The organism is Maribacter sp. Hel_I_7 (assembly GCF_000688315.1).
Lineage (GTDB): Bacteria > Bacteroidota > Bacteroidia > Flavobacteriales > Flavobacteriaceae > Maribacter > Maribacter stanieri.
Genome location: NZ_JHZW01000003.1, coordinates 340045 through 364404 on the forward strand (window position 1 = coordinate 340045; position 24360 = coordinate 364404).

A 24360-nucleotide genomic window follows, 5' to 3' on the forward strand; every position below is an offset into this window, starting at 1 on the left:
CGATTTTATTTCTTTTCTGCCTTCTTATAAATCCATTCAACAATAAAGCAAAATACTATAATAGCTAGTGATATAATTACACCGACAAAATTTGAAGTGTAATGTTGATTAATTAAGATTACTGTAGCAACCATACATAAAACAAAACCTATTGTTGGAATTGTTTTATTGCTTCCTGTTTCTTTAGATAATCGATATCCAACTAAATTAACAACGGCAAAAATCAGTAAAAAGCCAACACTACCTGCTGTTGATATGCTTTCTAATTGAAGAACGTTTACCAAAATTAATGTAGCAATTGCCGTAATTAATAATCCTATGGGCTGATTCCAAAGTTTTGCCAAAAAGTGATGTGGTAATTCATCGTCTTGTGCTATTTCATAATTCACCTTACTTCCACCGTAAAGAGAGGCATTAATTGCAGAAAAAGTGGAAATTAGGGCAGCGACTGTAATTATAGAAAATCCTATTTTTCCTAGCATTGGTTTTGCCGCCTCTGCTAATACATAATCTTGTGCAGTTGCAATTTTTGAAAAAGGGAGTGAACCTACCGTTACAAAAGCGATTACGATGTATAACACAATAACGAAAATTACAGAATAGTAATAGGCTCTTGGTATATTTTTTTCAGGATTTATAATATCTGGTGCTGCATTTGCAATGAGTTCAAAACCTTCATAAGCGACGAAAATAACCATGCCCCCAGCAAATAATTTGATAGGAGCTTCCCATTGAGAAACTGCTAATTGAGCCACGTTGGGGTTTCCAATTAAACCATAAGCACCAATAAAAATGAAGGAAATAAGAATTACCAATTTAATAATTACTGCGTAAGATTCTATTTTGCCTACAACGGCAATGCTATAGTAATTAATTGCTGTTGCTAAAACAATAATTGCGCTTGCATAAATATGAGAATCAATTACTTTGTCTTGTGTTAGCTCTAATAAATTTGGAGCATAAGACCCAAATGCCGAAGCATAAAGAGAAAGCATGATGATATAACTAATCCATAAAAGATTATTAATGGCACCGCTAAAGACTGTTTTTCCGAAACCCTGATTAATAAATTTAACCGTACCTCCTCTGTCCGGATATTTCTTTGATAGCTTAACATAGCTGTAAGATGTTATTAATGCTAGAATACCGGCAAATAGAAAAGCGATTGGTGTTCCACCTTTTGCTAAGGATACAGCAAGACCAAGGACCGCAAAAATACCACCGCCAACCATACCCCCAATTCCTATGGAAATAGCTTCTTTTAAACCTATTTTTTTATTCATTTGATATTCAATTTTTTATGATTGAAACATAACAGTTTATGTAGTGCCAATTTTTGGATGTAAACAAAAATAGCAGAAAAGGACTAATTCTAGAATTATGCTCTTCACTGCTATTTTATATAAATGATTTAATCCTAATCCTCGGTAAATAATTAATCTAATCAGAAGGCTGAATAACTTTTGAAGAGAATAAATAATCGTAGTAATTGAGTACTAGCACATTTTTATGATAGATTTTTTAAGGCTTCAATAATTTCTTCTGGTTCTGAACGGGTTCTATAATCAACATTAACATAGTTCCAGGTAACTACTCCATCTTGCCCTAATATAAATGTTGCCGGAATTGGTAATACGTTACCGTTACCATTATTTACTTTTTCTAAATCTAGCTTTCTATCTACTCGCATATGTTCTGCCAAAAACTCTGGCACTTGCCAAGCGACACCATATTGTAAAGCAACTTTTGCGTCTTGGTCAGACAAAACAATAAAGTCCATCTTACTAATTTCATCTTCTGTCAAAGACCCATCTGGTACTTGTGGGCTAATGGCAACTAATGTAGCGCCTAATGCATGGATATCATCTAGTCTTGCCTGCAATGCTCTAAGCTGTAAGTTGCAATAAGGACACCAATTACCTCTATAAAAAGTAATAACAACAGGACCTTTCTCTAATAATGATTTTAAAACAATTGATTTACCCTCAGCATTAGGCAATTCAAAATCTGGAGCTTTCTGTCCAATTTTTATAGCATCTTTTCCTTTTTCAAATGCTTTTTCTTGTTCAATGATAGCATCAACACCATTCATGAACTCTGGATTGTTTTGTCTTCCAGATTCAATTTTAGCGTCAGTTAACTCTTTTAATTTTTTCATGTAATTGTATCTATGTTCTTTTTCTGAATGTCATTTTTTCAATTCGACTCATCTATATCTTCAATAAAATTATTCTTGAAGAAGTTTTTATCTGGTTCTAAGTTATTCAATATTGGCGGCTATTATTCCGTAATCATACATTTTAATAAAGGTTTAATATGACTTAGGTATGTCAAAACGGACCATTTTCTTTCTTGAATTGATTTCTACAGTAGTCTTTTCTCCAATAATTTCAAAAACTAGGTACACTATTGAAATTATAGCCTTTGGTAACGTTAGTTAATCCTTTTAAATCCCTCATTTTTCAATTTCCATTTCACAACATTTTTCTCATGTCCGTAAAATCCAGAATCATTTCCTTCGCCATAGCTATTATATGATAGTATTTTTTGCTCTGGCGAATATTTTAAATCAATTTTTGCACCTCTGTTTGCGCCTATGGAGAGGTAAGCTTTATCATTGAACATGGCTTCAGTTTTATATAGAGAACCATTTTTTATTTCATAAATTTTTGCTGTTGCATAATGTGTTCCTTGGCAACAAGTGCCCCAGCCTAGAATTAGGTAATAGGGTTTATTATCGATTTCTATCATTTTTAAATCCGTAATAAAAATATCTCCACCATCTGTTTCATTTAAATTTATAAAATTTATATCTCCTGATGCTGTTTTAAATTGGGCATAAATTACTGAACGATGACAGCAGCCAGTATCTCGTACTGGCAAACTATAGGTCTTAAGTAAGTTATTTGAAGTTTTTCTTATATCTATATGTTTAGATAAGCAATCATAAGGGTTGGCAAGGCTAGAAGTGTCTTTTAAATGTTCTAAGAATTTTTTTTTTATAAATGGAAACATATTGTAGGCAAGTTCATAATCAACTTCCAAATAAGCGTTAAAATAACTGGATAGTAATTCATCAGAATAATTATCGTTCGTTTGTCCTAAAAGCGAATTACTTACAAGGGTTATTAGAACTAAAAATTTGAATTTACTCATTTTCTATAAAGAGGATTTGCTATGAACCGTTGCACGTACGAAGGCGGAACGTGTTCGTTTGGTTTTTACATTTAACTTTTACCATTGGTAAGCCTTTTAGAAAAAATCAAGAAAATTCGCCCGGTGGCAACGTAAAACCTAGCTTGTTTTTTTCTTTAAAAGTAAGAAAAGTTTCGATTTTTGTCGATTCGGCAACAATGGTTTCAAGTAGTTTTTATAAAACATTATTACATAAAATTGATTCTTCAAATACTATTTTTTATATGCTATTTAATAGCTTATATATATCTTGTAGAATTCTTTAATTCTTTTTACTTATGAAAAATTTAGTTCTAATAATAGTGGTCATTTTTTGTACGGTTATGACTTATGGGCAAACTGAAATTGTTCCAAAAACCCCCTTCACTAAAACCTATTTAGCTGTTTGGCTTGCAGCTAGTGAACACTCATTAGATGTAGCTAAAGCAATGCCAGAAGAACTGTATTCGTATAAACCAACAGCTGTAAGTAAGTCTTTTGGCGAACAAATGGTACATATTGGATATACAGTGGAGCTACTTACAAAACGTTATGTGCAAGGAATGGAAGTAAAACCCAATACACCTGATGCTTCGAAGATGACGAAGGTTGAAATTATTGAATTGTTACAAAATGGGTTTGCTTATACTACGAATGTAATCGGCACCATAGAACAAGAACAATTAGATGAGTCTTGTGTAATGTATCATAGTGGTAATACTGTGAGTAGGGCATTTGCCTTTTTTTATGTACAAGATCATATAACCAACCACAGGGCCAAAGCTAATTTATATCTTCGAATGAATAATATACAACCACCTGAATATACTTGGTAAGCAACGCTGCATATACTCATAGAAGTTCGGTTTTATTTGATAAATTACATACGGTGTTAGGTGTAATGTTTTAACGTATTACTTCGTCGACCAATTTACTGTCCACAAACTGCTCAAAACTGACAATTTTGCCATTGTTTAGTTTCCAAATATGGGCAACTCTTGCTTCAAAATACTTGTTCGTTTTTTTATAGGTGCCCGAGTAAGTGCCATAGGCCACTACTTTGTTTTCATTTGCAATATAATCTTCGGGCAAAAATTTATAATCAATCCACTCGCTACCTAAACGCTTAAAAACATTTTCGGTAACACTTTCTAAACCAATATAAGTTCCTGCATAAGGAAAGCCTTTAGCTTCTGTCCAACTGATATTTTTAGCAACATGTTTGGCTAAATTTTTACCGTTTTCTTCTGAAGTTTTACCTTCATAGGTACTTTTTATTATTTCTAAATTTGTCATAGCTTGTTGTTTAAACGAACAACTTGACACTACTAAAAGCAATGTCAAGTTGATAATTGTTATAGGTTTTACCATTTCATTTCTCCAGTGTTCACTTTTGCTCCTAGCATTAAAGCTGCTTCAAAAGTTAAATTTGGGTATTTTGATTTTATCGTTGCTATTAACGCTTCAGAAGTTGTGTTGCTTTTTAAGGCTTCTTCATAAAATTGAATGTAATTCTTCGTATGGTTTACAGCATCAATAGTAAAATCTGAATTTGTATTTGCGTGTGCAGGAATTACTATTTCAGGTTTTAAATCACTTATGATATTTAAGATTGATATCCAGTTATTACGTGCCTCTGTTGTTTGTGCATCTGCCATCCATATATTAAATGTTGTGCCAAAAACATTAATTCCGCCTAAAGCTGTTTTAATTGATGGAATCCATAAAAAGGTTCTTTTTGGGAATTCGTCTAATCCAATGATTTCTAATTTTTCGCCTTCTAACTCAATAGAATTTCCTTTTAAAACTTGAGGTAAAATAACATTAGATGTGATTTTATCGCCTAATCTTTCGCCCCAAACTTCCAATTTTTTTTGAGCGGTCGCTTTAATATGTTCTACTGTGGCAGGCGATGCATAAACCGTCACTTCTGGGAAATATTTTTTGAATATTTCTAATCCGAAATAAAAATCAGGGTCACCATGAGAAACATAAATAGTAGTTAAGGTTTTTCCTGAGTTTTTAATTTCTTGAGTGACTTTTTCTGCCTCTGCCAACGTAAATTGTGCATCTATCAGTACCGCATCGTTTTTACCTGAGATAATTACAGATGCCACACCAAAACTATTTTCTGATGCGTTGTAAACTTGAAGTTTAAATTTGTTAGTTTCTATTGTTTTAAAATTTTGTTCTTGTGCGTTCATTTTGAATAAAATTAAAATTGTGAATAATGCTGTTGAAATAATCGATTTCATTTTTTGTGTTGTTTTTAATGATGGTACAAAGATGCAATGGGTACCTAACACAAAACATTGAACAAGTTCAATAAATGAATTCTTAACAATTATTTACTAGCGATTTTTCGTCGTATTTTACTCAAAAATTCGTGGCTTATGCCCAAGTAAGCTGCTATCTGCACGTTGGTTAATTGTTGAAAGAGGTTGGGATATTTTTCAATAAAGTCCATATAGCGTTGGTCGGCAGTTTTACTCAAATTATCTATCATTCTTCGTTGTAACGCGATATGCGTTTTTTGAGTCATGACTCTAAACAGTTTTTCTATTTTGGGAAGGTTATTATAAGCAAATTCTTTATCTTTTTTTGAAATTAATAATACTTCACTATCCTCTAATGCTTGAATGTAAAGTTGTGAAGGTTTTTCATTGGTGAAACTGTCTATATCAGTAATCCACCAACTTTCTTGAGCAAAATAGAGTACTTGTTCAAAGCCATTACTGTCTATATGATATACTCTGAAAAGTCCTTTGATAACAAAGCCTTCAAACTTGCAAATTTCTCCTTCTCGCAAAAGGAAATTTTTTTTATGGACTTCTTTTTGGTTGAATAAGCTACAAAAGCTATCTAACTCTTTTTTAGAAAGCGTAATATGGTTTAAAATATTTTGTATTAGTAACTCTTTCATATTCGAGGGATTTGTACATTATGCCCAACGCTTGAGCTAAGCGTTGGGCGTAGGCAAAAAAACTTTTCGTTTCCGTCTATACACGAATCTAAAGCTTATTAATTAGTTTTGTTTTTTTTTGTTTTCAGAGCTAAATCCATAAGATATAGCGACATTATAAATAGACACAGACCTTTCGATTAAGCCTTAAAGCCCAGATTACGTTTAAGAGGTTTTATCTGCTAGCTTTTAACTTTTCAATTTCTATTTGCTGTTTCTCAGTTAACCCAATTTCATATAACCCAATTTCGTAAGAAGAAATTGACATTGTAAATTCAGTTACTTCTTTAAATACGATATTCTGTATTTTCTCTTTTTTAAATAACTGAACTACTCTTTCACTACAAAATCGATACATAGGTGCTTCTCCCTTTTTATCTGGGTTAGACATAAATAAATCCGAACCGTCCCAAAAGTCATCTTTAAAATAATATCCTTTTAAATGAGGTTCAGCTGTAATTCCGATTTTGTCCATAACGATTGAGCTTGTTGAATAGTCCCTATACCCGCAACGACCTGTTATTATAAGCCCAAAATAATTTTTGTCTATTAACTCGTCCTTTTTTGAGTAAATTTTGACATCATAAGTCTTCCATCCAGTTATTGCGTTTGATTTAAACAGTTCAATTACTCTTTTACTCACAATTAATGGGAATGCGTTTGTTGTCCAAATAATATCGTAAAGAGTTTTTCTGCCCATGGTATGTTTGACAGCAACAATTTCAGTCAAGCTTATTTCTCCTCTCGAAATTTCAGGTGTGGCAAAGTTAAAGTTCTCTATTTTCCCTCTAAATGGTCTATTTGAATTACATTCCCTAATCTGAAATATTTTTTTGTAGTTAATCATTTTTGAACCTTAAGATGTCGGTCTTGTGTATGAAACGTAACGTATTAATAAAAGCTAGCATTTTGGGTTAGGCACGAGTCCATTATTCTTTTCTAAATATAAAAATGGCATATTTGTTAGTAGGTAAAAACCTATAATTACTATATTTTAAACACGTAGTTGTAAACATTTTTTCAATAAATATTTTTTTTTTAATTATTGAAAATCGTTTATTTTTTCAATTACACTTTTTCGTAAAGTTGTGTCGATATTTCTTTTGAACTGTTCTGTTGTTAAAATTAGAGGATTTTCTTCTGTTGGCTTCCTTAATCTTAACATCTCCATATCTTTCAATAAGTCATTAACAAAGGGATGGTTTGAAATTTGAGCATCGACATTATTTTTAATGGCATACGACTCAAAATAATTGAGAGATTTAAGATAATTTTTATTTTCTTTTAATGTATTTGGCAAACCAGTTCCTCCCCAAATAGAGACAACGTGATCAATATTATTGTCGGTTGTATTTATTATTAATGAAATAGCACCTTTAGTATGTCCTGGTGTTAAAAAAACCTTGATGTTAGTTTCTCCAAGAGTTACTACTTCTTCATTATCCACTTTTTGATATGATTTAGGTAATGATAAATCATTTGATTTATTTCCAAAAGGATCTACTAAAACAGTTGCATTAGGGTTATGTATTCCATTCCAAGCGACTTCGCTCATTAGTATTTTAGAATTATAGGTTTTCTCAATAAAATTAGCGCCTCCATAATGATCAGCATGCTCATGAGTAATCAAAAGATACTTAATATCTTTAGGGTTTAATCCTAATTTTTCCATGCCCGGAATAATAATATTTTTTGCATCATCGTTAGTCCACATGGCGTCAATTAAGATTATTCCTTGTGTAGTATTTACAACAAATGTTCCAACGCCACCATAACCAACATAGTAAATATTATCAAATAATTTTGTTGGTTCAATAATTTCTGTATTGAATAATGGTGAATTACTAAGATCACTTTTTTCGGAAGAAATTGAAATATTTTCCTCTTTCTTCTTTTTAGAATTACATCCCAAAATAAGTACTGAGCAGATTAGTAAAATTATATTTTTCATATTGTAAATTTAAAAGTTTTTAACGCTTGAGCTAAGCGTTGTGCGGAAGTAAGAGGACTTTTCGTTTCCGTCGACACAGTTTACTTCAATTTTTCGAAAAACCTTATCATATCATCAGCTAACAATTTAGGTTGTTCCAGAGCTGGAAAATGACCTCCTTTAGGCATTTCTGTCCAATGAACTACGTTGAAGCCTTTTTCAATATAATCTCTTGGTGGTGTAGAAATCTCTTTTGGAAACTTTGCAAAACCAACTGGAATTTTTACAAAATCATCTTTTTCAAATTTTAGTGGACTATTACTAATCTCGTGATACATTCTAATGGACGAATGTATTGTTTGAGTTAACCAATATAAAGTGACATTTGCCAGTAATTCTTGTTTTGTAAAGCTATTTTCAATATCTCCGTTATTGTCACTCCATGCGTTAAACTTTTCTATTATCCAACCACAAAGTCCAATTGGGGAGTCATTTAATCCATAAGCTAATGACAAAGGTTTTGTGCTATGAAGTGATGCATAAGCACCTTCTCGTTCATTCCACATTTGAGTAGCTTTTTGAAATTTCACGATGTGAGTATTTATATTTTCGTTTTCTTCAGAATATGGTTTATAGGAATCAGATATGTAATTTAAATGTAATCCGATAATGTTTTCAGGATATTTTTGAGCAATTTTTATACTAATTCCTGCACCAATATCACCACCTTGAACTCCATATTTATTGTACCCAAGTTTAAGCATAAGTTTATGCCATAATTCTGCGTTAAATCCATAATCACTTCCATTTTCAGTTGGTTTTTTTGAGAACCCGAATCCAATAATTGAAGGTATAACCAAATCAAAAGGTGATTCTTCTGACTCTGTTAGATATGGTATTATTTTGAGCATTTCAAGAAATGAACCTGGCCAACCGTGTGTTATTACTATTGGGATGGCATTTTTCTTATTACTTTTTATATGAAGAAAATGGATTTGATTGCCATCAACATCTGCAATAAAATTCGGAAAAGAATTTATTTCTTTTTCTATTATTCTCCAGTCAAACTCTTCTAGCCAATAGTCAGCTAGTTCTTTTATGTAAGAAAGGCTTGTGCCATACTTCCAATCTGAGTTTTTAATTTCATCTGGCCACCTAACTTTTTTGATTCTATCATTTAAATCATCAAGTTCAGATTGAGGTATGTTTACCTTAAATTTTTCGATCATTTAGATTTTTAAAAGTAGGCGAGAGCAAGCTATTACTTATAGCCATTGTGCCTGTTGCACAAGTCCTTGATAAAAATACTGTTTTTGCTTAACTTTAGCTATGCAGGGAAAAAAGGATTACCAGGAAAAATTGTTCGCCCGTTTCCAATTGAGCGAGCGTATACCTAAGAACAATTTCTACAGGCGTTTAAAAGAGGTTCTGGACTTGGATTTACTCTATAATCTGACCAAAGGCTATTACGGTGAGAGTGGTCAAAAGAGCATAGACCCCGTGGTCTTCTTCAAGCTTTGCCTTGTGGGCTACCTGGAGAACATCATCAGCGACCGTAAGCTTATCGCCCATTGTTCGATGCGCTTGGATATTCTTTTTTTCGTAGGCTATGACATTGACGAGGAACTTCCCTGGCACAGTACCATAAGCCGTACCCGTCAACTTTTTCCTGAATCGGTATTTGAAGAAGTATTCACCAATGTCTTGAGTATGTGTGTAGAAAAAGGGATGGTTTCCGGTCATACTCAAGCAATAGATTCTGCCCCGGTAAAGGCTAATGCGAGTATGGATACATTGGAGCTGAAGGTGCCCGAAGAGGAACTTGACGAGCATTTACGGAAGGTACGTGCTATCAGCGCCATGGACAAGGAAGTGCCACACCGCAAGAGCAAGGGCGACAGGTCGGATAAGGGGCAGCGTAGCATCAGTGCCAACACTAAGGAACTTGGTGCTATAAAGGGCAGGAACAAAAAATGGGCGAAGGACCAGGATCAAAGACCTGGCGCCGGAAACAAGGGAGCGAAGTATACGAGCAACAAGACCCATTACAGTCCTACCGACCCCGATGCCAGAATAAGCGTAAAGCCGGGCAAGGCAAGAAAGCTGAACTACCTCAGTCAGTTGAGCGTGGATACCGCCCATCATGTAATTACCGATATCAGGGCGTACCATGCCGATGGCAAGGACAACCAGCAGTTACAGGATATCGTAAAGCGCCTACAGCGGCGCCTATGGCAGCAGGGCTTCGTTTTTGAGAACTGCGTGGCCGATACGGGCTATAGCAGTGGCGAGAACTATGCCTTTTTGGAAAGCAGGGGGCTGAAGAGCTTCATACCCGCCCACGGAACGTTCAAGGGAGGTCCCGATGGTTTCGTTTATGACCAGGGGACGGACAGCTACCGCTGTCCCCAAGGGAAAACGATACCGTTCACCAAGGAGTTCAGGGATTACCGCACGGGAACAAGAAAGAAGGAATACCGGGCAAGAAAGCATATCTGCACCGGGTGCCCGATACGCAGTAGCTGTCTGGGCAAAAGCGCACAGGAGAAGAAGTTCGGCGTTACCTATTACCGGGCGGAATATTTTCGTAACATCGCACGGGTGGAGAGCCCACTGGGGCGGTATATGAAGGGCAAGCGACAGAGTACGGTAGAGCCCGTTTTTGGTACCCTGACCCAGTTCATGGGACTGAGGAAGATAAATACCGTCGGGCTCGCACAGGCGAACAAGGTGATGCACCTCTCGGCGATCGCCTACAACCTCAAAAAGTACCTGAAATTTGAAAAGAAACGCTCCAAAAGTGGGGCGGGAAGGCTTGCTTTTACGGTTTTCGTAAAAAGCATGGTTCATTACCTGAAAAGCACTTCTCCGGCGCACCGAAAATTCACGCTCAACTTCTAGCTTAGCATAAAAAAAGCCCCTTGAAGAGGCTTATATCGATAGTAATTATTTCTAATTATAGGCTAGTGCAACGGTTACCATTGTTGTGCCTACGTGCTTTTAATTTATATTGTTTAAATATTTTTCCAACATAGTATATCCATCCGAAGCTACTATATTGCGGTCATCAGGGTTTTGTTTGTCTAGTTTGTTTTCAATCTCCCAGTAATCAGGAATTCCGTCATGGTCGGTGTCAATCGGGGCGGGAGAGCTTTTCAACTCGGGCCAGCCACCAACATCACTGGGTTTATCAATAATACCTTTATCTCCATATTTTGCTGTTCCATGAAGAACATCATCGATAATATCTGCATCTACTTTATCACGCTTAGGAAAAGAACAACCTGAATGGTCGAGCACAGATTGAAAGGCTTCTTTTGCAGTTTCTTGTTCAATTTTCATCGCAGGCCATGGCTCATTGAGTCTGTAGGTTGAACCTGTTTGAGTTACACCTAATAAATTATCTTGAGTTACATTTGGACTTCCTTCAACGAAATTTTCGTAAACCCACCATTTACCAGCATCTGCGTCATCATCACGTGAAGAGGGAGCAACTATAATACTATTCACTTTTGATTCAGTTGCAGGTCCTAACTTGTAATAATTAGCTATCATATTAATTGTCGAATGTTCAATTGGGGGCTTACGTCTATCTCCTACCTGATGGGCTTCACCACCATAGCTACTTGCATATGCCCAATTATAGATTACATTATTTCTATAATCGTTAAATCCGCTGCCAGAAGCCCAACGTGGGTTTCTGCTAGAGTTATGTGCAAATAGGTTATGATGCCAAGTGCCATAGTTATTTCCCCATATACCCCCAAATCTATGTTCATCAGTAGTGCCTTTGGGGCATGCTTCTGCAATAATACACCATTGAACGGTTGTATTCTCATTATGATAAAGTGTCATGGTTTCATCAGTACTCCAACTTGCCGAAATATGGTCAAAAATAATATTCTTATGATACCTACCACCTATTCCGTCATTTTCACCCATGGCAGGGTCAAACCTTACTCGAATATATCGAATGATAATATTATCAGCTCCAACTGTAAGGTTTCCTTTAATACATATACCATCTCCAGGTGCTGATTGACCAGCAATAGTTATACTATCATTTTTAATACTAAAATTACCTTCTATTGTACCAGAAATTCGGAAGACAATCGTTCTGGGGCCTTCAGCTTCTAATGCTTCTCGCAGGCTACCTTCTCCGCTGTTATCGAGATTGGTTACTTCAAATACTTCTCCACCACGTCCACCAACAGTATATTTACCATATCCTTCGGCTGTAGGGAAAGCTAATTGTTGAGACCTTGCTTGAAACATAGCAAGCATTGTAATTGCTACAGTTAAAATTAATTTTCTCATATTCTTATTTCTACAATAATTAGAATGCGTTCAGTTTACATGAGGCACAACGTTTAGTATATGGTGAGTTTTCATGAGCTATATACATTGTTGGTAGCCGTTTAATATTCATCCAAATCTCTTATAATAAAGTTGTTTTTCTTCTGTTCAGGTCCAAGTAAAGAATCCAAATAGTGCCTATGAAAGTAACCGTTCAAAACGACTATTCTTTTTCCCTTATACTCATTGGTGAAATGCAAAATGTGCTTAGCCATTGTTTTATTTCTCAAATCCCAAAATTCTCCAGCTCGTCTGAAACCCAGTGCGTAGCTTATACTATCCCCATCTTCCTTATTATAGAAGGTGCTTGAGAATATTTTATTATTATCAACAATCTCTAATAGCTTTTTATATTGATTATATTGTCTAATCCTTGCTATACTGTCCGTAACCTCATTATTAAAATTACTAATCCCTAGATAGCCGAATGAGTTCAGAGTGTCCGTTATTTGTAGAAAATCTTGGTAAATAGATTTTTCTTCACTATTTAATAAGTCTTTTTGATAGAGGCTGTCAATTAACTTTATGGTCTTGGTATCAGTTGGTCGAGAACCGATTTTTCTTCTATATTCATTTCTACCAGTGAAATCATAAGGACGAACATCTGCATTAAAGTCATTCATATATCTAACCGTGGCGATATTTTCATTGCTTTCCCAAGTCTTTTTAAATTTGAAATCCTGAGTGAAAAAAGAGGAATCTACCTCGAACAATATTAAATTTGGGCGAATTTTTTTCAGGATATTGTATAAGCTATCCGAATTAAAATTCTCAACAGGTTGATGAACGGTTCCTAGTAAGACTAAATTAGTTTTTCGCTCATTACAAGATTGGGAAAAAAGGCAAAGACATAATATAATTAAGGTGAAAAAAAGTTTTTTCATTCTGATTTGTTCTTAATGGCTACCAACGCCTGAACTAAGCGTAGTGCGACGACAAGGTAACTTTTCGTTTCCGTCTGAGCACAAAGCTAAAGTTTTTGGTTTAGTTTTTAATTTTTCTTGTCTAAGCTAAATCCCAAAGATTTAGCGACTTTATAAATATACACAGACCATTCGATTTAGCTCAAAAACCTGTATTACGTTTAGGCATTGTTGTGTTTAGTTCTTATTCAGATTGTTTCTTTATCCATTCCATTAGTTCGTCTTTATCCACCGAAATCCAAGTTGCAGCGGTATTTTTTTTCTCTGTTTTACTGTCTTGCGGATAAATAATTTTTAATTCAGCGTTTTCATTTTCAGCTAGTTTCATTTGAGCAATAAGTCCAACCATATCTGGAGCATTATTGTCTATTGTAGTTTTTCTTTTCTTTTCTAACCAGTATTCTATGGCAATTTCTATATAAGTTCGGATTGGAAACTCCTGAAAATATTTAATGTGTCTATCTGTTTCATCTGAATAGCTGTAAGTCGAAAAATCAAGATAACTTTCAAGATTTGATTTTGGTGTCCCGTTAAGATTATTTTCTAAAACATAATTAGAGAAAGTACCTTCCCACACAGCTCCCTCTTCAAAATTTATTCTTCTGTCTCTTTTTCCTTCATTATACTGTCTTACCCAATCTAAAGGTGCATCACAAATTATTAGTCCGGAAATATTTAACGAAAACTTGGGTTGATTTTTCTTAGTATATTCAACGTATCTTAATATTCGGTGACCGGACAAACCCACTCCGATTAGGAATATATTTTTGTTTGGTAAATTATTTTTTTCGAATGCATTTTTGATTGTTTTGTGTGCATCGATAATTGAGCTTTCGGAAAAAAAGAAGTCCAATGGAATTTCTGTTGAAACAGATAAAACAGCAAATCCAGCTTTATTCGCTTGAGAATAGATTTGTTTTGCGCTCATATTTTTATTCTCAAATCCCGAGTCTTCCAAAAAGATAATTACTCCTGAAATATTTTTTTCATCCTCGGGTTTGGCAAGTGTATATCCTTTTTCTATATACTTTAGAAAATCGCTTTCCAATTTTCCAATTCTTATACTGTCATTTTTTACTGGTTCGTAATATTCAACCATTTTTTGTGAAAAAGATTTCATACTGGAAATAGTCAAGAATAGTAATAATAATGGCTTAAAAAGTGTTTTCATTATCGTTTTTATTAATTACACAAAACGGTTTTATATATTATGTTGGCATAGTTATTTTATTTCAATTAATCCAAATCCAATAGGAAATTCATTATTTTTCTTAATAAGACTTAAAGAATCTAATGGAACGTGGTTGCTATGAAATAATCCCGACACTTCTTCTTGAGAATAGTTTTTTAATTGTATAAATTCTTTAAGATGATATGGTATTCCTTCTCCACCCATAGGAACATTACTTTTAGATTCTATATGAAAATGTAAATGTGGTAAGTCTGAATTTCCGCTGTTGCCCAATAGGCCTATTATTTGTCCTTTTTTGATTTTATCTCCTATATTTACTTTAAGACTATTTGGTATTAAATGCCCATAAAGCGCATATAAGTCATTCCCAATATCAATGATGACGTAATTACCTGAGATTGTTTTACTAGTAATACGTACAGCCATTTCTTCTGATAGAGGTTCATTTTCTATTATATTATCCTGTATATCTACAACAACTCCATCAGCAACTGATACAATTTCAAGACCATAACTATACCAGTTTTTATTTTGTTTAATATTGTTTTTTGCAAATTTCCCATCATCATTCACAAAAATCCAATCAAGAGCAAAACGTTGCGGATAAATAACTTTTCCATTTGAAAAAAATCTACTGTTTTTATGTCCCTCTGCTTCATATAACCATTTTCCTTTTTTGTTAAATGGCAGCCCTAATGTGAGTTTTGTTTTATTTGGAATATCTAAAATTGTTGTTTCTATAGAATATGCTATAGATTCTTCATCACTTTTATTTATGTTAAAATGAAGTTTGTGAAATATTTTTCTAGGTATGTTTTTAACGTCTTTAAATTCTAGGTTTAAATTAAGAACTCCAAATTGATTTGCAGAAATTATTTTTAAGTCATTATCGTCCCTTAATTTTGGTCGTTCAATGTTCTTATTCAAGTAAATAGAATCGAAAGTAGTAATAGGTACTTCGGTTGATGATAAATCAAATATTTCAACTTTTTTTAATGTTATTGATGTTTTAAAATTATTGAAAATATTTAATTCGTATGCGAGATAATTTTTATTATTTGCATTAATTAAATTGCTTAAAAAAGAAACGTTGGTTTCAAGAGGAAAATTAGATTCTTTAAGTTTAACTAAAACCTCTTTAATAGGTTTTTCATTAATATTTTTTGATTCTTTTATATTTTCGCAACCTGTTATTAATAAGAGAAAGATTAATAGGAAAAGATACTTCATAAATTTTATTTTAAATACTTTTAGATAAGACGATTCATATTAAACCTTGTTACTAACTACTTTGTTTAATTATTACAACTACTGATGATATTTAGTTGTATTGTTGTAACGCTTACCAATTTCTATTGAGCTTTGGAATAATGTGCTATTTTGATTTTAAGAATTTCTTTTACATTATCGAACCATTCAGTTCTTAAAATACTTAAAAATATAGCGTCTATTCTATTTCCATAATTATCAAAACAATAGTTTCAAAAAACACCATCAACTTAGCACCCAATACTTTTCATAGCATTAATATTTTTTTCGTTCAGGTTACTTGCCCCAAATCCAACTCGTTCAATTCCAATTTTCTCAAGCGCAAATTCCAGAAGCATATATTTACAGTTCTTATTAGTTCCGTTTCCTTGAGATTCTTTTCCGTACCAAGTATATCCTAAGTTTGCTGTATTATTAAGTTGATTAAAGGAATATAATCGAGTACTTCCAACATATTTATTTTTTCTTTTATCAATTACTATGAAAGGATATTCATTTCGGTTTTCTCGTTGTTGGATAGTGTTTGAAGTATATTTTTTTTAAATGATCTGAACCATTTGTTGCACCAGAGTTATATTTCCACAATTCAGGTTCTTTAATAGAATATTCTAATAAATACTCAAAGTGTGAACTTTCTAAAGTGCTTATTTTTACAAAATCGTTTTCTAATATGTAGATTTTCTTAAAATATAATTAGGATTTGGCTGCTGCATTTTCTAAATAAGCTAGAACCAGCCATTAATTTTATTCTTTGTTGGCAACAGTTTTTATTCCTTAATTCCTTCAAATCGGTCTGGACCCATAGATAGCACAATACCCATTTCACCTCCGTTGGTCGAAGGTATAAATTCGGCTTTAGCAGGAAAATCTTTGACCATAAATAATGTCTTTGTTTCAGGAAATAATTTATCAACTTTTCCTCCATCTACAGCAATTAATAGTTGCATTCCCTCTCTAGATACTTCAGCTTTAAATCCTTGTTTCATTATATATGTTCCTAAATAGCTGTCTAATAAGTCAGCAGTTAATTCAGGAACTTCACTTTTGTAAATCCTTGAAGCAATATCAAATATTATTGTATTTGTGTTAATGACATTAATGTCGCTGATATTGGACACCACAAAGATGAGCAAGTCATCTTTAGGGAAATACATATCTGACGTCGAATAGCCGAATATAAAACCGTTATGAAATATAGAGGTTTTGTTAAATTTCCTGTCACTATAAAAACCATATCCGTAAGTTGATTTTTCTCCACTATTTAAGGTAAAAGGTGTCCAAGCTTTTATCAAATTCTCTCTAGAGATAATTTTAGAGTTCATTAATCCTTCATACCATTTTGAAAGGTCTTCTACTGTTGTATGTATCGAACTCGAACCTCTAGTCTGATTGAAAGAATGGTATCTTGCATATACAATTTCATTATTTTTTAATTCGTAACCCGTTGCCAAATTTGGAATCAACTGTCCTTCATCAGGTATGTATGAGTTGGTCATTTCCAATGGTTTAAATATATTTTCTTTAACATAGTCAGCATACTCCATTCCTGAAGCTTTTTCGATGATATATGCCAATAAATTAAAATTCACATTACAATAGTCGTGTTTTTCACCAGCCTCGAATTGTACAGTATCTTTTTTAAAATAGTAGAGGGCATCTTTACTAGAATCAAAGTATTTTCTAGCATCTGTATTTGCCCATATGGTATCAGTATGACTTTTAAGTCCAGAGGTATGAGACAAGAGGTGTTTTATCTTTATTTTATCACCATTATTAGAATAGTTAGGTAAATAGCTATTGACATTATCTTCAAGAGATAGTTTTCCTTTTTCTAGTAACTGAAGTACACTCATGGCAGTAAATTCTTTACTGACACTTCCTATGTTAAATGCATTATTAGCAGACATATCAACATTGTTTTCGATATTGGCTTTGCCAAATGCTTTTTCGTAAAGTACTTTTCCTTTCTGTTTAATGAAAACGATGGCTCCTGGACCATCAGTTTTAACAGTATTGTTGATTATACTATCAATCTGTTCATTCTTAATTTGGGAAAATGTATTTACAGCGTAAAAAGTGAAAAATACTACAAGTAAAGTTTTGAAAGTTAATTTCATAATGTTTTTATAATTTGTTAGAGTCCAAATGTTGCAAACGGTTGATCTATGAACAGTACGGGAGCAAACTAGCGTTTGCTTTCCGCCACGGACATAGCGAAATCTTTTTGTTTTGATTTATTTTTTCCTGTCCAGAGCAAAATCCAAAAGATTTTGCGGACTTTATAAAAATACACAAACCCTACGATTAAGCCCAAAGCCGTATTGTTTATAGGTTGTGTGTGTGCCCAGCATGGGCATCTTTTTTAACTACAGAAAAGTAGTTGATTAATCTAGAGGGTGCAAGTCCCTTATGGACAGGGGTAACGCCTTTAACCATTAGTAAGTTGCAAGGTTGCTAGTTGCGAAGCTAGGACTGAAGGAAGCGAGCCTACAAACTCTGGTACTGACGAATAGGAACCTGATATGAGGCTATAAGGTCGGGTAAGCAGGCACATAACTGTGACGCCCCAAACTCCAAGCAATTGGAAGCAGACCAAAGTAGTAGATTGGGCAGCGATCAGAGGAAAGAAGATGCCCTTACCTGGGGAGGTCTCCCAAGCTACGAGTAGCTATATGGAGAAGTCAGCAGAGGTCATAGTAGTTCAGTTGTGATACTGAATGAAGGACTGAACGTTAATGGTCTTTAATGAACTAAGGAGTTTAGCTGTGTTACAGATAGTTTTCCAGCAGTTAAATAGCCTTAAATCAAGCGAGACACCTAAACAATTTTATAGTACCGATGATTAAGGAATTAATCAACAAAGAAAACCTAAACCGCGCCTATTTAAAGGTCTACCGAAACCGTGGAGCAAGCGGTGTAGATGGCATGGAAGTCCATGAACTGTCTCGCCACTTTGGGCACTATGGCGAACAGTACGCCTTGCAAATAGCAAGTGGCACGTATTATCCCTCAGCGATAAAGGGCATAGAGATACCGAAATCAAACGGAAAGACGCGCCTTTTAGGCGTACCTACCGTAGTAGACAGGGTATTTCAACAAGCACTACATCAAGTGTTAGAACCTTTGTTCGAGAAAGATTTTCATGCTTATAGTTTTGGTTTTCGTCCTCAGCGTAACACGCATCAAGCGTTAGCGAAGAGCCTATCAGAAATCAACTCGGGCAGAAAGTATATTGTGGACATCGACTTAAAGAGCTTCTTTGACGAGGTAAGACATGATGTGCTTCTCAACTTGATACATGACAAAGTAAGGTGTCCACTAACGCTAAAGTTGCTACGCAAATTCTTACGTGCACCTATTGAAATCAATGGCAGCTTGCACAAACGCAGTAAAGGGGTACCGCAAGGTTCGCCCTTAAGCCCACTTCTGTCGAATATCTTGCTCAATGAGCTAGATAAAGAGTTAGAAAAGCGTGGTCACGAGTTTGTACGCTATGCCGATGATTTCAGTATTTACCTGCGCAGTAAGCCAGCCGCCAAAAGGGTAGGGAATAGCATTTTCAAGTTTTTGCGAGACAAGCTGGACTTACCCATCAACCGAGAAAAGAGCGGATTACGCACCCCTTACAACTTCAATTTATTAGGCTACGGATTTGTTCCTACCTATAAGAAAGGAGAACGGGGCAGGTATCAATTTGTGGTAGAAAAGTCGAAATGGCAAGTGCTGAAACAAAAGTTAAAGTACCTGACCAAGAAGACGGTTCCTGCCAGTTTTGATGAGCGTATACAGCGCATAAATAGGTTGATACGTGGTTGGACAAACTACTTTAAACTAGCGAACATTCAAGCAAAGCTAAAGCAGCTGGATGAATGGTTGCGAAACCGATTACGGTACTGTATTTGGCATTACTGGAAGAAACCCGAGCGCAAGCGTAAAAACCTTATCCGTTTAGGTATTGAACAAGGACAAGCCTATGCATGGAGCAGAACCAATATGGGAGGATGGGCAGTAGCCCAGAGTCCTATTCTGGGTACCACCATAACCGTATCACGCTTAAAGCAGCGAGGATATCTAAGTCTATTGGATTACTATAAGAAAGTAAAGCATCATTAACGAACCGCCCAGTACGAGACCCGTACGCTGGGTGGTGTGAGAGGCGCAGTCCGTTCCTAACTAGGGGCGGACCCGTCTACTCGATTGTGCGTAGGCTTTATTGCTTAAGTTGCTTTAATCTATCAATGGCATTTTGATTTTCTGAATTTAGGCTTAAAGATTTTTCAAAACTCTCTATTGCCATTTTCTTATTATCAATAAATAAATATGCTTCTCCCAAACTATCAAATAGGTTTGCAGATTTTGGATAAAGTTTTGTAGCCAATAAAAAAACACTAATCCCTTGTTCAGAAGTATTTGGGTTGAAAATGAGTTGAAGTCCAACCGTGTTAAGGTTGCCTTCTGGAATTTCTAAGGAAGGGTTTTTTGTTTTGGTTGAAACATATAATTCATAAAGACCTTTATAGTTTTGTTTCAAGGCTAATTCATTAAAATCCTCGAAAGTAATTTTTGGATTGCTGGCGTTTTTTGACTCCTTTTTCAATAGACTTTCTTTGATACCATTAACACTTGGAGTGTTTTTAAGAAGTTTTAATGCATTTGTATCATTTTTTAAATATGCGTTTAAAAAGTTTAAAGTGTAAACTGAAACCCACTTATAGGATTCCATAATTTCAAAATCACTTTTATCCTGTCTTTTATCTCTTTGTTGAAAAAGAACGCCTAGCGTACTAAAATATGAATGTGTTAGATTCTTAAATTTTAATTTATAAGAAGTACTATTTGTTAAGCTATCATACAATTGAAATTTTGAATTTAGTTCAGAAGGAATATTATCTTCTTTAAGAACTTGGTCAGGTATATTTTTTTGTCCCATATGAATGTAAGGAACATCAATTCTACTTGGCTCAAAAAAAGGTGATTTTTCTAATAATTTGTATTGATACCTTTCCGTACCGTCAAGGCTAACAACCGCACTTATTTTGTCATTCCTTGTTTGAGCAATCACGTTTGACAAACCACCAAAACTGAAACCCATAATTGCAATTTGATTATAGTTTGCTTTCGGAAATTTACCAACCTCTTTTATCAAAAACTCTACATCTCTCGCTTGATTTTCCATTTCTTTTGCATTGTTATTGCTAAACCAACGGGTTTCTGTTCCTCGACTTGGGCTAGATATTACCACATAGCCGTGACTAGCTAAATACTCGCACATAGCAAAGTTTTCAATCGATGAAGCTTGATAGCTTGGGGCGTATACAATTACAGGAAATTTCTCATTTGCATATTCTAATTCGGAGTATGCATTTGTCAATTCCTTTTGATGGCTTTGGTTCTCAGGTGTATTCGGATAATAAAACCAATTCAAAATTTGTTCATTCGGCAGATGTTCCCATTCCTCTTCCTGTTTTAAAATTTCTAAATAGTTCAGAACACTTAATTGTTCTTTACCATTTGTATCTTGATTTGAAGGATACCAAATACTGATTGGAATTGGTCTTGGAATTTTTTGATTATTATAATCGTAAATTCTGGTGTAGGTTCTTGTACTATCAGTAGTGTTATAATGCTTAAATCCTACATTATAACTCCCGATATTTAGGTTTATATCATTTAATGAAGTTTGTCCATTTGTGATTGTAGTGATTAGAATGAGAATTGTAACTGATAGTAGTCGCATTATTTTGATGTTAATGTTCATTATTAAAGATGCGATAATTTGTTGATTGTTACATTTTTCAGCTTACGCACAACGCTTGAGCTAAGCATAGTGCGGAAGTAAGGAAACTTTTCGTTTCCGTCTTAGCACGAAGCTAAAGCTTATTGTTTTGATTTATTTTTTTTATTCTAAAGCTAAATCCATAAGATTTTGCGACTTTATAAATAAACACAGAACTTCGGAGTTGCCACAAAAGCCCTATGTTTTTTATACATTGTTGTGCAACGTATTGTCACGCAATATGTTCAGGAATTGCTCAGCTTTGGTCTGAATTTCCATAATCTTTTTTTTGCTTTTATCACTTTCTCTTAAAGTCCAATATTTATTTAGGTTCCAACCCATTTTTCTTTCGTCTCCAGTTCCGATTTGAGATATAAACCCCCAAAACCATAAATCGTCCCAAACCTCAATATCTTTTCCGCTATAATTTTCTCCTATGATTTTGTTTACATTTTTAAAGTTCCAATTTTTCGGTTGGATGTATTTGAAGATTGCAATAATTACCGCATCAACAGGTAAATAAAAACAGTCGTTATTCTTCAAATCGGTTGGCGCATCATTCCATATTTTCAATTCACTTGGATATTCATTATTATGCAAATGAAAAATTGATTTTACAAATAGAGCAGAAGTCTTTTCTCCCCAACCATTTTGGTTTTTCATTCCATTATAAAGTCCGCTATAACTATTCGTTTCAATTCCGTTTGAGCTTATTACAGACATAAATCCTGAAAACGAATTTAGTAATTCAATATTCTCGTATATTTTTTTGTAAAATTCTGCGAGATTGTCAATTTTCGGTTGACTTTGCGTATTTGCCGTGCGATACAATAATGATACAATTTTTTCCGCTTTATTATTCTGAGGTTTTACAATTCCAGAATAATATCTGGTTTGTAGTTCTTTATTGTAAATTCGATTCTCGATTAAGAAGTCAAATATGTTTTTCAGCGATTCTTTCAAATGTTAGTTCATTTTTTTGGGTATGTTGCACAACGTTTCGGCTATGGCAAGTAGGGCAGGCAAGGAAACTTTTCGTTTCCGTCTGGTCTGCGAGCCAGAGCTTTTTGTTTAGTATTTATCTTTTTCATTTTAAATGCCAAATCCAAAAGATTTGGCGGACTTAGTAAACACGCCCAAGCCATTAAATATAGTACTTTATGCCCTATTTGCTATAGGTATTGTTAGCTGTAGTTGTTTTTACGATATTTTCATAGCAATATGTCCAATCGAAATTACCAAAAACACAAATGTAATTGCACCTAGGAAATAACTTAAAAATCCTTTAAGGTAATTCCATCTTTTCGGACGTTCAAAAAACTGTCCAATTGCCCAAGCAACATAGATTGACCCAATTATAAATCCAATTTGGACAACTTTAAGATGAGTAATTCCATTAACAATTCCAAAAATGGTTTGAATTAGTACCGAAACACCAATGTAATAAGAAAGAATAGTGAAAATTTGATAGTAATTGTAGTCTTGTTTTCTGAAGAATATCTTTGTCCATATAGCAATCGGAACTGCCATTATAATATTTGAATACCCATAATTTTTGGATAGCCAATCAAATATTTTTTTAAAGATTGAGTCTCCTTGAAAATTTGTAAACTCACTTTTAAAGTCCAAAAATTGTTGAGCTAAAGTGAAAACCAAAGTACATAATATTAAAAACAAAATTGGTTTAACGAGTTTGGTCCTGTCTTCATTTATGAACTCTCTTACTGTCGGTCCGGGTCTTATGAATAAATTTTTAACCGTAAATAAAATCCCTTTTTCTAAATTAAATACACTCCTAGTTTCATCAAAAATATATTTTCCATTTATAGGTTTGAGTTTAAAAGGGAAACCGCAATTTGAGCAAAAATCCCCGTTAAATTCCGTTTGACATTTTTTACAAATATTCAAGAGTGTTCTTTAGGTTGATTATAATTACAGCTAACAATTAAATATATAACATATGTTATATATCCTGCCAATATGAGATATATATAACATATGTTATATATATCTTTTATATCAGCAATATACCAAATTACATTTGAAGAAAACTCCTACTAGTTTTAAACTGTATTAATATGTGTATTCACAAAACAAAAAAAAGCCCGTCTTTACAGACGAGCTTTTATAAACAACTTAAATTAAAACAAACTACTCAAAAGAAGTTTCCCCTATATTAGGGTTATATACATAATTAAAGGTGAAGTAAGGTGTTGCATCTGCAAACGCATCTGGTTCGGCAGGGGCGTTTTCATAGTAGCTAATAATCTCTACTTTGGCATAATTACCTTCTGTTGTTCTAATTACAAATATTTTACCTGGTATTGGTGTAATAACGTGTGATGGTGGTCCGGCGTAATTGTACCATCCATTGTCACTACCTGTAGGTATGGCAAATGCAGCATCGGCATCTTGGTTAAAAGATAGTCCGTCAGCTGTAGTTACGCTTGCCAATGTACCTGTTACTATGGCTACACCTGCATCTCCGTTGCGTACAGGTTCATCTGCTGTACCGGTTTCTGCGCCGCCGTTTATGGCTATGGTTGTTCCTCTAAAGGCTATATCCCAATCTGTATCGCTAGTGGTAATTGCGCCAGTTTCAAAATCAAATTTTGCAAACTCCCCACCAACAGCTTCTCCTTGTCCACCTGTTTGTGGTGCATATAGGTTGCTAACAGTTTCCGTTTGTATCGGTTCTGCTGGGGTGTTGTCATCGTCGTTACTGCAAGAGGCGAATGCCACTGCTAAAAATGCTACTGCTAAAATGTTCTTCGTCAT

General features: G+C 34.2%; 23 protein-coding genes. 4 read left to right on the top strand and 19 right to left on the bottom strand.

From position 1 onward, the window contains the following. Positions 1-5 precede the first annotated feature (5 nt). From P178_RS0113150 to P178_RS0113160, 3 genes are all read right to left on the bottom strand, one after another. Positions 6-1283 (bottom strand): APC family permease, encoded by a 1278-nt coding sequence (locus P178_RS0113150; protein WP_027066641.1) that lies wholly within the window; start codon positions 1281-1283, stop codon positions 6-8. A 224-nt stretch (positions 1284-1507) separates the two neighbouring features. Beyond that, positions 1508-2158, bottom strand: a complete 651-nt coding sequence (locus P178_RS0113155; protein WP_027066642.1) for a peroxiredoxin-like family protein — start codon at positions 2156-2158, stop codon at positions 1508-1510. 275 nt (positions 2159-2433) lie between these two features. Next, positions 2434-3156, bottom strand: a complete 723-nt coding sequence (locus P178_RS0113160) for a hypothetical protein (RefSeq protein WP_027066643.1) — start codon at positions 3154-3156, stop codon at positions 2434-2436. A gap of 317 nt (positions 3157-3473) precedes the next feature. Here P178_RS0113160 and P178_RS0113170 point away from each other — a divergent pair, with 317 nt between their 5' ends. After that, the gene (locus tag P178_RS0113170) at positions 3474-4010 is read left to right on the top strand and encodes a DinB family protein (RefSeq protein ID WP_081819447.1); all 537 of its coding nucleotides are present in this window, start codon (positions 3474-3476) and stop codon (positions 4008-4010) included. Positions 4011-4080: 70 nt separating this feature from the next. Here the strand turns inward: P178_RS0113170 and P178_RS0113175 are convergent, their stop codons facing one another. The 6 genes from P178_RS0113175 to P178_RS0113200 all read right to left on the bottom strand — a co-directional run bounded on the left by P178_RS0113175 (position 4081) and on the right by P178_RS0113200 (position 9295). Beyond that, positions 4081-4470 (bottom strand): nuclear transport factor 2 family protein, encoded by a 390-nt coding sequence (locus P178_RS0113175; protein WP_027066646.1) that lies wholly within the window; start codon positions 4468-4470, stop codon positions 4081-4083. Positions 4471-4538: 68 nt separating this feature from the next. Then, positions 4539-5378: an MBL fold metallo-hydrolase gene (locus P178_RS0113180; protein WP_231500547.1), complete on the bottom strand. Its 840-nt coding sequence runs from the start codon at positions 5376-5378 to the stop codon at positions 4539-4541. Positions 5379-5518: 140 nt separating this feature from the next. Continuing rightward, entirely contained in the window at positions 5519-6097 is a 579-nt protein-coding gene (locus P178_RS0113185; protein ID WP_027066648.1) for a Crp/Fnr family transcriptional regulator, read from the bottom strand. A gap of 214 nt (positions 6098-6311) precedes the next feature. Continuing rightward, complete coding sequence (locus P178_RS0113190; protein WP_027066649.1) at positions 6312-6983, bottom strand: hypothetical protein; 672 nt, start codon at positions 6981-6983, stop codon at positions 6312-6314. A 195-nt stretch (positions 6984-7178) separates the two neighbouring features. Then, positions 7179-8087: an MBL fold metallo-hydrolase gene (locus P178_RS0113195; RefSeq protein WP_027066650.1), complete on the bottom strand. Its 909-nt coding sequence runs from the start codon at positions 8085-8087 to the stop codon at positions 7179-7181. Between the two features lie 80 nt (positions 8088-8167). Next, positions 8168-9295 (bottom strand): epoxide hydrolase family protein, encoded by a 1128-nt coding sequence (locus P178_RS0113200; RefSeq protein WP_027066651.1) that lies wholly within the window; start codon positions 9293-9295, stop codon positions 8168-8170. 100 nt (positions 9296-9395) lie between these two features. Between P178_RS0113200 and P178_RS22045 the strand changes: the two genes are divergently transcribed. After that, positions 9396-10967, top strand: a complete 1572-nt coding sequence (locus tag P178_RS22045; RefSeq protein WP_036145646.1) for an IS1182 family transposase — start codon at positions 9396-9398, stop codon at positions 10965-10967. Between the two features lie 99 nt (positions 10968-11066). Here the strand turns inward: P178_RS22045 and P178_RS0113210 are convergent, their stop codons facing one another. From P178_RS0113210 to P178_RS22055, 6 genes are all read right to left on the bottom strand, one after another. Then, complete coding sequence (locus tag P178_RS0113210) at positions 11067-12383, bottom strand: polysaccharide lyase family 1 protein (RefSeq protein ID WP_027066652.1); 1317 nt, start codon at positions 12381-12383, stop codon at positions 11067-11069. A gap of 101 nt (positions 12384-12484) precedes the next feature. Continuing rightward, a complete protein-coding gene (locus P178_RS0113215) occupies positions 12485-13306 on the bottom strand; it encodes a hypothetical protein (RefSeq protein ID WP_027066653.1) in 822 nt (273 codons plus the stop codon). Positions 13307-13529: 223 nt separating this feature from the next. After that, positions 13530-14516, bottom strand: coding sequence for a hypothetical protein (locus P178_RS0113220; RefSeq protein ID WP_027066654.1), 987 nt, complete (start codon positions 14514-14516; stop codon positions 13530-13532). A 51-nt stretch (positions 14517-14567) separates the two neighbouring features. After that, the gene (locus tag P178_RS22705; RefSeq protein ID WP_027066655.1) at positions 14568-15767 is read right to left on the bottom strand and encodes a M23 family metallopeptidase; all 1200 of its coding nucleotides are present in this window, start codon (positions 15765-15767) and stop codon (positions 14568-14570) included. Positions 15768-16036: 269 nt separating this feature from the next. Next, entirely contained in the window at positions 16037-16324 is a 288-nt protein-coding gene (locus P178_RS23575) for a GNAT family protein (protein WP_316930019.1), read from the bottom strand. Positions 16325-16573: 249 nt separating this feature from the next. After that, a complete protein-coding gene (locus P178_RS22055; protein WP_051638301.1) occupies positions 16574-17923 on the bottom strand; it encodes a serine hydrolase in 1350 nt (449 codons plus the stop codon). A gap of 441 nt (positions 17924-18364) precedes the next feature. On the opposite strand from P178_RS22055, the gene P178_RS23275 reads away from it, so the two are divergent. Next, a complete protein-coding gene (locus P178_RS23275) occupies positions 18365-18517 on the top strand; it encodes a hypothetical protein (RefSeq protein WP_155941570.1) in 153 nt (50 codons plus the stop codon). A 127-nt stretch (positions 18518-18644) separates the two neighbouring features. Continuing rightward, positions 18645-19919 carry a group II intron reverse transcriptase/maturase gene (gene ltrA, locus P178_RS0113235; protein ID WP_027064861.1) on the top strand — a complete coding sequence of 425 codons (1275 nt, stop codon included), beginning with the start codon at positions 18645-18647 and terminating at the stop codon, positions 19917-19919. A gap of 97 nt (positions 19920-20016) precedes the next feature. On the opposite strand, the gene P178_RS0113240 is transcribed toward ltrA, so the two are convergent. From P178_RS0113240 to P178_RS0113255, 4 genes are all read right to left on the bottom strand, one after another. Further along, complete coding sequence (locus P178_RS0113240; RefSeq protein WP_027066656.1) at positions 20017-21543, bottom strand: dienelactone hydrolase family protein; 1527 nt, start codon at positions 21541-21543, stop codon at positions 20017-20019. A gap of 246 nt (positions 21544-21789) precedes the next feature. Continuing rightward, entirely contained in the window at positions 21790-22545 is a 756-nt protein-coding gene (locus P178_RS0113245; protein WP_027066657.1) for a hypothetical protein, read from the bottom strand. A 237-nt stretch (positions 22546-22782) separates the two neighbouring features. Further along, positions 22783-23490, bottom strand: coding sequence for a DUF3667 domain-containing protein (locus tag P178_RS0113250; RefSeq protein WP_027066658.1), 708 nt, complete (start codon positions 23488-23490; stop codon positions 22783-22785). 243 nt (positions 23491-23733) lie between these two features. Then, positions 23734-24360 (bottom strand): HmuY family protein, encoded by a 627-nt coding sequence (locus P178_RS0113255; protein WP_027066659.1) that lies wholly within the window; start codon positions 24358-24360, stop codon positions 23734-23736.